Source organism: Streptomyces laculatispora, from assembly GCF_017353455.1.
GTDB classification, from domain to species: domain Bacteria; phylum Actinomycetota; class Actinomycetes; order Streptomycetales; family Streptomycetaceae; genus Streptomyces; species Streptomyces laculatispora.
The window spans coordinates 1-12,841 of the sequence record NZ_JAFMPZ010000575.1 but is presented as its reverse complement, the minus strand read 5'-3'; the positions used below and the strand labels follow the sequence as shown (position 1 = coordinate 12,841).

At 70.2% G+C, this 12,841-nt stretch carries 11 protein-coding genes; 8 read left to right on the top strand and 3 right to left on the bottom strand.

The window, feature by feature from the left end; genetic code table 11:
• Window positions 1–179: 179 nt before the first annotated feature.
• The 8 genes from J1C73_RS30560 (at window position 180) to J1C73_RS30525 (ending at window position 8,443) form a co-directional block, all read left to right on the top strand.
• The gene (locus J1C73_RS30560) at window positions 180–491 is read left to right on the top strand and encodes a hypothetical protein (protein WP_207319209.1); all 312 of its coding nucleotides are present in this window, start codon (window positions 180–182) and stop codon (window positions 489–491) included.
• A 226-nt stretch (window positions 492–717) separates the two neighbouring features.
• Window positions 718–1,893 carry an acyl-CoA dehydrogenase family protein gene (locus J1C73_RS30555; protein WP_207319208.1) on the top strand — a complete coding sequence of 392 codons (1,176 nt, stop codon included), beginning with the start codon at window positions 718–720 and terminating at the stop codon, window positions 1,891–1,893.
• Complete coding sequence (locus J1C73_RS30550) at window positions 1,893–3,014, top strand: bifunctional MaoC family dehydratase N-terminal/OB-fold nucleic acid binding domain-containing protein (protein ID WP_207319207.1); 1,122 nt, start codon at window positions 1,893–1,895, stop codon at window positions 3,012–3,014. Before J1C73_RS30555 ends, J1C73_RS30550 begins: the two co-directional genes overlap by 1 nt.
• A gap of 1 nt (window position 3,015) precedes the next feature.
• Window positions 3,016–4,050 carry an acyl-CoA dehydrogenase family protein gene (locus J1C73_RS30545; protein ID WP_207319206.1) on the top strand — a complete coding sequence of 345 codons (1,035 nt, stop codon included), beginning with the start codon at window positions 3,016–3,018 and terminating at the stop codon, window positions 4,048–4,050.
• A complete protein-coding gene (locus J1C73_RS30540) occupies window positions 4,047–4,442 on the top strand; it encodes a MaoC family dehydratase (RefSeq protein ID WP_207319205.1) in 396 nt (131 codons plus the stop codon). Before J1C73_RS30545 ends, J1C73_RS30540 begins: the two co-directional genes overlap by 4 nt.
• A complete protein-coding gene (locus J1C73_RS30535; protein WP_207319204.1) occupies window positions 4,439–5,605 on the top strand; it encodes a lipid-transfer protein in 1,167 nt (388 codons plus the stop codon). Before J1C73_RS30540 ends, J1C73_RS30535 begins: the two co-directional genes overlap by 4 nt.
• A gap of 170 nt (window positions 5,606–5,775) precedes the next feature.
• Window positions 5,776–6,477 carry a SigE family RNA polymerase sigma factor gene (locus J1C73_RS30530; RefSeq protein ID WP_242644932.1) on the top strand — a complete coding sequence of 234 codons (702 nt, stop codon included), beginning with the start codon at window positions 5,776–5,778 and terminating at the stop codon, window positions 6,475–6,477.
• Window positions 6,478–6,751: 274 nt separating this feature from the next.
• Window positions 6,752–8,443: a long-chain fatty acid--CoA ligase gene (locus J1C73_RS30525; protein ID WP_207319203.1), complete on the top strand. Its 1,692-nt coding sequence runs from the start codon at window positions 6,752–6,754 to the stop codon at window positions 8,441–8,443.
• An 85-nt stretch (window positions 8,444–8,528) separates the two neighbouring features.
• Here the strand turns inward: J1C73_RS30525 and J1C73_RS30520 are convergent, their stop codons facing one another.
• From J1C73_RS30520 to J1C73_RS30510, 3 genes are all read right to left on the bottom strand, one after another.
• Window positions 8,529–8,753, bottom strand: a complete 225-nt coding sequence (locus J1C73_RS30520) for a hypothetical protein (RefSeq protein WP_207319202.1) — start codon at window positions 8,751–8,753, stop codon at window positions 8,529–8,531.
• A gap of 217 nt (window positions 8,754–8,970) precedes the next feature.
• Entirely contained in the window at window positions 8,971–10,485 is a 1,515-nt protein-coding gene (locus J1C73_RS30515; RefSeq protein ID WP_242644931.1) for a recombinase family protein, read from the bottom strand.
• Between the two features lie 267 nt (window positions 10,486–10,752).
• Window positions 10,753–12,841: response regulator (locus J1C73_RS30510; protein WP_372446760.1), on the bottom strand; the 2,089-nt coding region annotated here is incomplete at its 5' end.

Genomic DNA, 12,841 nt, shown 5'->3' with positions numbered 1-12,841 from the left:
TCTGTGATGTCTGGGGGTTTATCGGCTCTTCCTCACGCTTGCGAGGGAATCGAAAAGCATGGGTGGTTCGCCGGGGTGGCGGTGGGCAACCTTGATCTCGCGACGTCGTGACCAGCACCCCGGGCGGTCGGCCAACTGACTCGGGATCAGCCTTACTTTCGGTTCCTGGAGGAATAGACATGGCAAGCATCCGTACCGCTCGTGCCCTCGCCGTTGTTGCCGCTCTGCCCCTCGCCGCCGCTCTCCTCGGTGGTGTGGCCCAGGCCGACAACGGTTCGTTCGCGAACGACGGATCGAACGCGGGTGTGGCCGCGATCAGCGGCAGTGGCGTCGGCGGGGACAACTCCGGCAACTCGTCCACCTCGCAGCAGCAGGCCATCGGGGACGGGGCGTCCAACCACAGCAACTCCGCCCAGGTGAACGGCTCCGCATTCACGGCCATCGACCAGTCCAGCCACAACCTCGCGGTGAACTTCACCAATCTCTGGTGATCCGGTGCCTGCCGCGGACCGGTCGGGGGGCCGGGCCGCGGTTGGGGGGACGACGGCCTGCGCGGTGTCACTTCGGTGGCGGTGCGCAGGCCGTTCGTCGTTCCCGGGGTGGGCGAAAAGGGGAGCGGCCGGTGAGGGTCTGCTGTCAGGTGCCTTGACAGGTGAACGGAATCTGACGGACAGTCAGAAACCCTGATCCGTCAGCCTTTCCCGGGAGGCAGCCGCCGTGCATCTGGCCCCTACGGAGCGCCAGCTACAGCTGCGCACCGAACTCCGCACGTACTTCCGCGATGTGATGCCGGAGTCCGGCCGCCGGACCGGTCCGGCGGCCGAGGACCCGGCTGAGCAGCGGCGACTGCTGCGTCGTATCGGCGCGGACGGGATGCTGGGACTCGGCTGGCCCGTCGAGTGCGGCGGGCAGGGGCGTGGTGCGGACGAGCAGTTCGTGTTCTTCGACGAGGCCTACCGGGCGGGCGCCCCGGTCTCGATGGTCACCCTCAACACGGTGGGCCCCACCCTGATGAAGTACGGGACCGAGGCGCAGAAGGAGTACTTCCTGCCGCGGATCCTGGCCGGTGAGCTCGTCTTCGCCATCGGCTACAGCGAGCCGGAGGCCGGTACCGATCTGGCGGCGCTGCGGACCAGGGCCGTACGGCAGGGCGACTCGTGGGTGATCGACGGGCAGAAGATCTTCACCAGCAACGCGCAGAACGCGGACTGGATCTGGCTCGCCTGCCGTACGGATCCGGACGCGCCCAAGCACCGGGGCATCTCGATCATCCTGGTGCCGACGGACGCGCCCGGCTTCTCCTGGACGCCCATCGAGACCGTGGGCGGGCTGACCACGACCGCCACGTACTACGACGGCGTACAGGTGCCCGTCACCGGGCTGGTCGGTACGGAGAACGGCGGCTGGGGGCTGATCACCAACCAGCTGAACCATGAGCGGGTGGCCCTGGCCGCGATCGGGATGCAGGCCGAGGACTTCTACGACGCGGCGCTCACCTTCGCCCGTACGCCCGATCCGGTGACGGGGCGGCGCCCGGTTGACGAGCCGTGGATCCGGTCCAGGCTGGCCGAGGCCTATGCCCGGCTGGCGGCAACACGCCTGCTCAACTGGCGTTTGGTGGGGGATGTGGGGGCCGGTGCGCTGGCCCCCGGCGACGCGAGCGGCGTGAAATTCGTGGGTACCGAGAGCGCCGTAGAGGTGTATCGGATGTGCCAGGAAATCACGGGCGATGCCGGATTGATCCGGGGCGGTTCGCCCGGCTCCTTCGGGGACGGGGAACTGGAGCGGATGAACAGGGCGGCACAGATCAACACCTTCGGGGGCGGGGTGAGCGAGGTGCAGCGGGAGATCGTCGCGACGATGCGGCTCGGGATGAAGAGGGGGAAGCGGTGATGGCCGGGCAGGGCGTGCGGGACGAACTGTACGAGCGGCTCAGGGTGTACGAGGGGCGGGCGGCCGCCACCGCCGGCAGCGGCAGGGATCTGGTCAACGAGCCCATGATCAGGCACTGGTGCGAGGCCATGGGTGACACGAACCCGGCATACACCGGCCCCGGCGCCATTGCCCCTCCGGCCATGTTGCAGGCGTGGACGATGGGCGGGCTGTCGGGGCACACGGACCGGGGCCAGGCCTACGACGAGCTCTTCGGCCTGCTGGACGGGGCCGGGTACGTCTCGGTGGTCGCGACCGACTGCGAGCAGGAGTATCTGCGGCCGCTGCGGCCCGGTGACCGGATCACCTTCGACGCGGTGATCGAGGCGGTGTCGGAGCGGAAGACGACGAAGCTGGGGACGGGCTACTTCATCACCACGCGGATGGACGTCCGGGCTCAGGACGAGCCGGCGGGGACGCACCGCTTCCGGATTCTTAAGTACCGGCCGGCGGCGAGGGCGGCCTCGGGGGCAAAAGGCACGGGGGCAAAAGCCGCAGGGGCAAAGGGTACGCAGGCCCAGGGCAAGGGGGCTCTGGCCGAGGGCGTGGAGGGAAAGGGGACGCAGAGCAACCGGACGCAGGGAAACGGGACGCAGGGCGACGGGACGCAGGGCGACGGGACGCAGGGAAACGGGACGGAGCGGTCCGGGGAGCGGCGCGGTGGCAGGAGCCTGCGGCCCCGGCCGGTGATCAACCGGGACAACGCCGGATTCTGGAAGGGCGTCTCCGCACACCAGCTGCTGATCCAGCGCTGTGGGGCATGCGGCACCCTGCGCTTCCCCTGGCTGCCCGGCTGCAATGCCTGCGGGTCGTCCGAGTGGGAGGCGGTCGCGGCATCGGGCGAGGGCACCGTCTTCTCGTACGTCGTGATGCATCACCCGCCCTTCCCCGCGTTCAGCACGTCGGAGGAGGCCGGGCCGTACGCGGTGGCGCTGATAGAGCTCGCGGAGGGTGTCCGGATGGTCAGCAACGTGATCGGGGTGCCGTACGACAAGGTGCGGGTGGGAATGCCGGTGCGGCTGGAATTCCTGCGTACGGACCCCGAGCTGGAACTGCCGGTCTTCCGGGGGAGTGAGGGCTGACATGGATTTCACACCCACTGAGGAGCAGACCGCCGCGCAGGGGCTCGCCGCCCGGATCTTCGGGGATCTGTCGGTGCACGAGCGTCTGGTCGCGGCCGGCACCGGTACGGACGCCGAGCTCTGGAAGGAGCTCTGTGCGGCCGGACTGCCCGGAGCGGTCGAGGAGATCGGACTCCTCGGCCTGGTGCTCCTCCTGGAGGAACAGGGCCGGACGACCGCGCAGGTGCCCTTCGCGTCGAGTTGTGTGTACGGGCTGCTCGCCGTCGCCGGACACGGTACGGACGAACAGTGCCGGCGGCTGTTGCCGCAGTTGCGGGACGGTACGGCGGTGGCGGCGGGGGCCTTCCCGGCAGGCGGCGCCGTACAGGTTCGGCCGGAGGGGGGATTGAGCGGCGCGGTGCCGCTGGTGCCGTGGCTGAGGGAGGCGACCCATGTCCTCGTCGCGGCCGCGGACCGGTCGCTGTGGATCGTACGGACCGCGGACGCCGGAGTGCTGGCCGAGCCGGTGGAGACCACGGCCCCGTGGTCGGCGGGACGGCTCGTGCTCGACGGGGCATCCGCGGAACGGCTCGGTGGTGCGCGGGCGTACGAGGAGATGCTCGCAACGGCCCGGACGGCGTTCGCGGGCCTGCAGGCGGGGGTGTGCGCGGGTGCGGTGGCGCGCGCTGTGGAACACACGGGCACGCGCGAGCAGTTCGGGCGCCCGCTCTCGACCAATCAGGGAGTGCTGCTGCGAGCCGCCGACGCCCATATGGACACCGAGGCGATACGCGTCACCGCGTACGAGGCCGCATGGCTCCACGACCAGTCGCTGCCCTGCGCGGCGCAGGCGCTGACCGCCGCGTGGTGGGCGTCCGAGGCGGGGAAGCGGGTCGTGCACGCGGCGCAGCATCTGCACGGAGGTACGGGCGCCGACCTGGACCACCCCGTGCACCGGCACTTCCTCTGGGGGCGTCAGCTCGACGCCTATCTCGGCTGCGGCAGCGAAGTGCTCCAGGAACTCGGCGGACTGCTGGTGAAGGAGGGATCGCGGTGAAGGTCGGCGAGGAGCTGGCACCGCTGGAGATCGCGGTGACCCGCACCCTGATCGTGGCGGGCGCCGTCGCCTCCCGCGACTACCAGGACGTGCACCATGACGCGGAACTGGCCCGGGAGAAGGGCTCCCCGGACATCTTCATGAACATCCTGACGACCAACGGGCTGGTCGGGCGGTACGTCACCGACCACTTCGGGCCCTCGGCGGTGCTCAGAAGGGTCGCCATCAGGCTGGGCGTCCCGAACTATCCCGGCGACACGATGGTGTTGAGCGGCAAGGTGACCGCTCTCGGCGACGACGGGACGGCCGAGGTGTCGATCGTCGGGGCCAACGGGCTCGGCAGGCATGTCACCGGCACGGTGACCATCAGCGTTCCGGAGGGATCCGCATGAGCGTGCGCAGGGCCGATTCGCTCGGCGGACGGGCGGCCGTGGCCGGGATCGGGGCGACCGAGTTCTCCAAGGACTCGGGACGCAGCGAACTCAAACTGGCCGTCGAGGCCGTGCAGGCGGCGCTCGACGACGCGGGGCTCAGCCCCGCCGATGTCGACGGACTCGTCACGTTCACCATGGACACCAGCCCCGAGATCACCGTCGCCCAGGCGGCGGGCATCGGCGAGCTGTCGTTCTTCTCCCGCGTCCACTACGGCGGCGGGGCGGCCTGTGCGACCGTCCAGCAGGCGGCCCTCGCCGTTGCCTGCGGGGTGGCCGACGTGGTCGTCTGCTACCGCGCGTTCAACGAGAGGTCGGGGCGGCGCTTCGGCTCCGGGGTGCAGCAGCGGGAGCCCACCGCCGAGGGCGCGGCGCTCGGCTGGAACCTGCCCTTCGGGCTGCTCACCCCCGCCTCCTGGGTGGCCATGGCGGCCCAGCGGTATCTGCACACCTACGGGCTGACGCCGGAGGCCTTCGGCCACGTCGCGGTCACCGACCGGCGCCATGCCGCGCGCAACCCGGCGGCGTACTTCTACGAGAAGCCGATCACCCTCGCCGAACATGCCGCGTCCCGCTGGATCGTCGAACCGCTGCGACTGCTCGACTGCTGTCAGGAGACCGACGGCGGACAGGCGATCGTCGTCACCAGCGCGGAACGGGCCAGGGACCTGCGGCAGCCGCCCGCGGTGATCGTCGCCGCCGCGCAGGGAGCCGGGCGGGCCCAGGAGCAGATGACCAGCTTCTACCGGGACGGGCTGACCGGCCTGCCGGAGATGGATGTCGTCGCCCGCCAGCTCTGGCGGAGCTCCGGCCTCTCCCCCGCCGATATCGACGTGGCTATCCTGTACGACCACTTCACCCCGTTCGTGCTGATGCAGCTGGAGGAGTTCGGCTTCTGCGGACCGGGTGAGGCCGCCGACTTCGTGGCGGCCGACGCGCTGCCCCTGAACACTCATGGCGGCCAGCTGGGAGAGGCGTACCTGCACGGGATGAACGGCATCGCGGAGGCGGTCCGGCAGATCCGGGGTACTTCGGTGAACCAGACACCCGGGGCGGCCCGGTCCCTGGTCACGGCCGGCACGGGGGTACCCACCTCGGGTCTGGTCCTGGGCCGGGAGGAGTGAGCGGGCGCAACCGGCCCGCGGTGCGCGGCCTCCGGGGCGACCCTGAGGCCTGTCGTACGGCCCTCCACCTACAGGAGGTGGAAGGGGGACCGGACCTACACCCTGAGGCGGACCCGGTTTCGGGACCTGGGGGCGATCCCCGGGGCGGCGCCCGCTCCTAGCGTGGAAGCATGACCACGCCAGTCTGCACGGACACCTCCAGGGGAGCCGCTGCCAACGCGGGACGCACGCCGCACACCCCGCACGCGCCGCTCGCCGGGCACCCGCCGCACACATCGACGGCCCCGCGTGCACCGCATACCTCGGTCGCTCCGTACGCGGTGCCGCGTACGTCGGCCGCCGCGCGCACGACGTACGGTGCACGCGCTCCGTACGTCCCGTACCCGTCGTTCACGTCGTTCGTGAAGGCCCGCGGGCCCGTGCTGCTGCGCGCGGCCCGCTCGCTCACCGCGAATCCCAGCGACGCCGAGGACCTGCTGCAGACCGCTCTCACCAAGACGTATGTCGCCTGGGAGCGCATCGAGGACCACCGGGCGCTCGACGGCTATGTCCGCCGGGCTCTGCTGAACACCAGGACCTCGCAGTGGCGCAAGCGCAAGGTCGACGAGTTCGCCTGCGACGAGGTGCCCGAGCAGGAGACGGTGCCGGGGCCCGACCCCGCCGAGCAGCAGTCGCTGCACGACGCCATGTGGCGGGCCGTGCTGAGACTCCCCGACCGTCAGCGGGCGATGGTCGTCCTGCGCTACTACGAGGACCTCAGCGAGGCGCAGACGGCCGAAGTGCTGGGCGTGTCCGTCGGCACGGTCAAGAGTGCCGTGTCCCGGGCGCTCGGCAAGCTGCGTCAGGACCCGGAGCTGGCACCGGTCAGATGAGGCGGCGACTCCGGCCGGGAAGCGAGGCGGCGGGCCCGCCGATGTCCCCGGACGGTCATGTCCTCGGCGGTGTCCCCGGCCATGGACATGGCTGGCGAGGCCACGTCGGGCCTGGTCATGGACATGCCTGAGAAGGGTGCGGCCATTGCGCACGGAAGGTGTGATTTTGCCGGACGGCACCGATTCGTACGCCCGGGACTAGTGACATACCGCTCGGTATGTGCGCAGAATCAGCGGAACCTTACTGCCGCGTAGCGCCCACCGGGAGGACGCCGTGCTCAGCACCATGCAGGACGTACCGCTGACCGTCACCCGCATCCTGAGCCATGGGATGACCATTCACGGGAAGTCGCAGGTCACGACCTGGACCGGAGAGCCCGAGCCGCAGCGGCGCAGTTTCGCCGAGATCGGCAGGCGGGCCACCCAGCTCGCCCACGCCCTGCGTGACGAGCTCGGGATCGACGGGGACCAGCGCGTCGCGACGCTGATGTGGAACAACGCCGAGCACGTGGAGGCCTACCTCGCCATCCCGTCCATGGGCGCCGTGCTCCACACCCTCAACCTCCGGCTCCCCGCCGAACAGCTGGTCTGGATCGTCAAGCACGCCGACGACAAGGTCCTCATCGTCAATGGCTCCGTGCTGCCCCTCCTCGCGCCGCTGCTCCCCCAGCTGACGTCGCTGGAACACGTGGTCGTCGCGGGAGCCGGTGACCGTTCCGTCCTCGACGGCGCCGTGCCCCGGGTGCACGACTACGAGGAGCTGATCGCCGGCCGGGCCACCAGCTACGACTGGCCCGAGCTGGACGAACGCCAGGCCGCCGCCATGTGCTACACCTCCGGCACCACCGGGGACCCCAAGGGCGTCGTCTACTCCCACCGTTCGATCTACCTGCACTCCATGCAGGTCAACATGTCCGAGTCGATGGGCCTGACCGACAAGGACACCACCCTGGTGGTCGTCCCCCAGTTCCATGTCAACGCCTGGGGTCTGCCGCACGCGACGTTCATGGCCGGTGTCAACATGCTGATGCCGGACCGCTTCCTGCAGCCCGTCCCGCTGGCCGACATGATCGAGCGGGAGAGGCCGACCCACGCCGCCGCCGTTCCCACCATCTGGCAGGGCCTGCTGGCCGAGGTCATCGCCAATCCGCGCGACCTCACCTCCATGGCGCGTGTCACCATCGGCGGCGCCGCCTGCCCGCCCTCCCTCATGGAGGCGTACGACAAGCTCGGTGTCCGTCTCTGTCATGCCTGGGGCATGACGGAGACCTCGCCGCTCGGCACCATGGCCAACCCGCCCGCCGGACTGACCGAGGAGCAGGCGTGGCCCTACCGCATCACCCAGGGCCGCTTCCCCGCCGGTGTCGAGGCACGGCTGGTCGGACCCGGCGGCGAACACCTGCCGTGGGACGGCGAGTCGGCCGGTGAGCTGGAGGTGCGCGGCTCCTGGATCGCCGGTGCGTACTACGGCGGTGCGGACGGCGAGGCGCTGCGGCCCGAGGACAAGTTCAGCGAGGACGGCTGGCTGAAGACCGGTGACGTCGGGGTGATCAGCGACGACGGCTTCCTCACGCTCACCGACCGCGCCAAGGACGTCATCAAGTCCGGCGGCGAGTGGATCTCGAGTGTCGAGCTCGAAAACGTACTGATGGGGCACCCGGATGTGGCCGAGGCGGCGGTCGTGGCCGTCCCGGACGACAGGTGGGGCGAGCGTCCGCTGGCGACCGTGGTCCTCAAGGAGGGCGCGAGCGCCGACTACCAGGCGCTGAGGGCTTTTCTCGCGGAGCAGGGCATTGCCAAGTGGCAGCTGCCTGAGCGCTGGTCGGTCATCGTGTCCGTACCGAAGACCAGCGTCGGCAAGTTCGACAAGAAGTATTTGCGCGAACTGCACAAGTCTGGGGCACTGGACGTCACTTACCTAACTTCGCAGGTCAGTAAGGGTGAAGAGACGTCGACCGGGGCCTGACAGAGTCATCTGACCAGACGAGACCCCTGGTTGGGTCGGGGTCTCGTCTGCGCCTGTAGGCACACTGCTGAGTCACGGGTAAGGATCACTCCGGGACCGACACTCCCAGCGAGCGCAGACGCGGCAAGACGATCGCAAGGCAGCGTTCGACCGAGGCGGCATCCGTCCGCACGATCTCCCCTCGAAGGGGCTCACCGGTCGCAACGAACGTCCAAGACCTGCCTCCCTCGGCCATACGCTCGCTGTCAGCCTTGAAGATCACTGTTACGCCTTGCTCTGCCAGCGTGGTCATGATCGCGACGATGTCCATGCTCCTCCTTCTGCCGTCAGGGGACGCTCACGCTGTCTGCGTGCCTCAGGCTGACGAGATGGCCCACCGACCGCCGATGCGGCATCCGCCCGTTTCCCGTTGTCGCAACTGGGGCCTCTTGACCCTCAGGTACCGGCTGTATGGGTTCCGCACCAAGTAGCCAAATCGAGAAGGGCCTCTCCACCTGGGAGAGGACCTTCTCATCACTGCCCGGACGTCACGTGTTCGTGTTCCACACGACCTCCAAGAGGTCCGGGTTGAACTTGCGAGCACCCTGCCCGGCCGGGCTGACGATCACCGCCTTGATGTGCTTCATCACGATGGCCCGCTGTCGTTCGATCGGCAGTCGCTCGAACTCCTCGGGCGTGTCGCCGGTGTCTGCCGCCTTGGCCTTCTGCACGATGAACTGCGTACGTTCGTGCTTGAGCTCTTCGCCTTCGGTTTCCAGCGGCTCAAGGAGTGCGATCAGCGTCGGGGCCGTGATGCGCTTCTCCTTCTTGGCCCGTACGTATTCGGCGATCTCCGATTCGATCTCTACCAGCCTCGCCGCACCAGGCCACTCCTCGGGGAGCTCCGCGCGGGGGGCGTCAGCCAGTCGCGCCTCTGCGTCGTGGATGAGGTTGATGACGTGACCGTCCAGTGGCTCACCAGCGCGGCTGACCTTCCCGCACCCACCGTCTGTGGACGCAGGACACCGGTAGGAATACCGGCTGCCCTTGCTGCCCGGTTTCCATGTACTCCGCATGTTCGGCACCATTCTGCTGCCGCACTCGGAGCACCTGAGGATGCCGGACAGGAGGTACCGGTACGCGTTGGTGTCGTTCTTCGTCCGCTCCTTGTAGCGCTGGGCGATGCCTGCCAGTACCTCGCGCACTGCCTCAAGCTTTTCCGGGGTGGTAATCGGCTCCCACTCCCCGATCACCGGCTTGCCGTCGGCGCCGTAGTGGATCTCACCCTTCACGGCCCGGTATCCACAGAGACGGGGGTTGACCAGGATGGCCTTGATGGCCGTGCGCGAGATGGGTGCCTCTGTGTTGCGGGCCGTCTTGACCTTGAGCGCCTGCCACTCGCGAAGGATCGTGTTGAGACGTGTCCCCGCCAACAGACCTTCATGTGCCTTGAGGATGAGTTCCGCCTCGTGCGGATCGACCATGATGCGGTCTTCCTTCCAGCCGAACGCGCGGTGCCCGCCGCCGTTCTTCCCGTCGTCGGCAAGCTGCCGATGCTTTCGCGCGATCCGGCGGGACGCGTCAGCAGACGCCTTGTTGGCCATGGTCACCATGACTCGGGCCATGGTCCGGCCGTCCGGCGACGAGAGGTTGATGTCGTTGGTGACTGTCGCGAAGATCAGGTTCGGGCGGTCCTCGTAGATGTCGATGAGCCGTTCAAGGTCCCGAGGCTGACGGGCCAGACGGTCGAGGTCGTACGCGATGAGACCGTCAAGGACCCCTTCACGGAGGTCTTTGAGCAGCTGCTCGAACTCGGGGCGGACGACGTTCTTCTTGTACGCGGACAGGTCGTTGTCGATGTAGTGGCGGACAACCCTCCACCCGGGACGGATGGCGGCGTGCCGCTCGTAGTCCTCCCGCTGACGGTCAACGCCCTTCTCGTCATCCTCTTTGTCGAGGCTGATGCGTGCGTATCCCCCGAGTCGTAGAGCCATCGTGGCTGGCCTCCCCAGATCACCACGGACGATCTCTAGGACGCTAGCAGTGTTACTGCCGTTGTTCATGGAAGTCCTTGAAGAAAGTGATCCGCAAGCAGTACGCGGAGGGCGAGCTGGACATCACCCAGCTCTGAGCCGGAGACCGGTGGCCGACGGCCGACGGCCGGGTACAGGACGAGGGCGGGTACGGGATCTCTCCCGTACCCGCCCTCGTCCTGTCCTGTTCGGTCCGTCCGGTCCGCTCGGCCCAGCGCATCAGGTCCGGCCCGTTCGCGCCGCTGCCGCTGCCGCTGCCGCTGCCGCTGCCGCTGCTACTGCTGCCGCTCTCCGCGGTCAGTTCGTGCCGATCTTCGCGAGCAGGTCGACGATGCGTGCCTGCACCTCGTCGCTCGTCGAACGCTCCGCGAGGAAGAGCACGGTCTCGCCCGAACTCAGCTTCGGCAGGTCCGACTGGCTCATGTCGGCCGAGGTGTAGACGACCAGCGGGGTGCGGTTCAGCTGGCCGTTGGCGCGCAGCCAGTCGACGATCCCGGCCCGGCGGCGGCGTACCTGCATCAGGTCCATCACCACCAGGTTCGGCCGCATCCGGGTCGCGAGCGAGACCGCCTCGCTGTCGGTCGCGGCGCACGCGACCTGCATACCGCGGCGCTCCAGCGTCTGCGTCAGCGCGTGCGCGATGTCCTCGTGCTCCTCGATCAGGAGGACCCGGGACGGGTGCTGTTCGCTGTCGCGCGGGGCGAGCGCCTTCAGGAGTACGGCCGGGTCGGCGCCGTATGCCGCCTCCCGCGAGGCCTGCCCCAGACCGGCCGTCACCAGTACGGGTACCTCGGCCGCCACCGCCGCCTGGCGCAGCGACTGAAGTGCCTTGCGGGTGATGGGACCGGTCAGCGGGTCCACGAAGAGCGCGGCGGGGAACGCCGCGATCTGTGCGTCGACCTCCTCGCGCGAGTGCACGATCACCGGCCGGTAGCCGCGGTCGCTCAACGCCTGCTGGGTGGAGACATCGGGCGCCGGCCAGACGAGCAGCCGGCGCGGGTTGTCCAGCGGCTCCGGGGGCAGTTCGTCGTCCACGGGCTGCGGGGAGGGGCGGTTGGCGACCTCGACCGCGCCACCGGGGCCGTCCAGCGGCTCCGGTCCCTCGGCGGCCCCCTCGTCGGGTGCCCCAATGGCGTACGCGCGTCCTTCGGCCGCCGGAGCGGGCAGCAGCGGCCCGGAGCCCGAGCCCTGCACCGTGCCGCTTGTGCCGCCGGGGCCGGGGCCGCCGGCACCGGGCTGCGCGTTCGTCGGCTGCGGTGCAGCGGCAGCGGGCGCCGGAAGGGCGGCCTGGTCGGCCGGGTCGCTCTCGGGCGGTGCGGCGAGCTTGCGGCGCCGGCCTGCGCCGCCGAGTGTCTGGTTCTGCTGGTGCGCGATGTGCTGGGCGAACGGCACGCCCTGCCCGAGCGTCCGCACGCTGAACGCGCGCCCGTGCGTCGAGTCCGAGGACTCACCGGGCATGGGCGCCTCGGCGGGCAGCGGCTGCCTCCGTGCGTCCGGTCCGGGCACGAGGGTCCGCGGGCGGGTCTCGTCGGGTCCGGTGGGACCGTCGGGGTCTGCGGGGCCGCGGGCGTTGCCGGCCGGGGTCGTGCCGGTGGTGTGCGTGGTGCGGCCCGCCCCGGGCCACTCCGAGTCGCCGTCGGGCTGCTCCCCGGGAGCCCCGGCCGCAGCAGCCGAACCCTGGACCTGGACCTGGCCCTGGCCCGGTACGCCGCCCTGCTCCCAGCCGCCTTCCTGCTCCCAGCCATTGTCCTGTTCCCAGCCACCGTCCTGCGCTGCGGCCGGTGCCGGCTGCGTGGACGGGGCAGCGGGTGCGGACGGGGCGCCATGCTCGGGCAGAGCGGAGGGAGCCGTCCCGGGCAGCCCCGATGCCCCGGGCGGCTGCTGCGGCGGGGCCGCCTGCGCGTCCGCGTGCCGGGCCCGGCGCCGTCCGGTCGGCAGCGGGTGTGCCTGTGGCGGGGTGTGGTCGAGGTCCGGCGGACCGGACACCGCGTCGTGACGCCCCGGCAGCGAGGCGTCGGCCTCGGCGACGGGCGGCATCTGGTCGGCGGCGGTCGGCGGCAGCCGGTCGGCGGCGGCGGGCGGCAGGGCGAAGGGGACCCGAGGCCCCGTCGGTTCGGCCTGGGCGGCCCGGTCCTGTGCGACGGAGAGCGCGCGCCGGGCCCGTCGCCCGGTCGGCTGCTGCCGCGCGGGTACGGGCGCGGATTCCGGAGCGGGCGCGGCCGTACGGGCCTCCTGAGCCGACGCCTGCGGCCGGGCGGCCTCGTCGAGAGCGGAGAAGGCCGCAGGGCCCTGGGACTCCACGGCGTTCACCGACGGCATGGCGGCAGGAAGGGCCAGCCGGCTCTCCCCACCCTGGCGCGCCCGGTGTCCAGCGGCCGGTACCGGC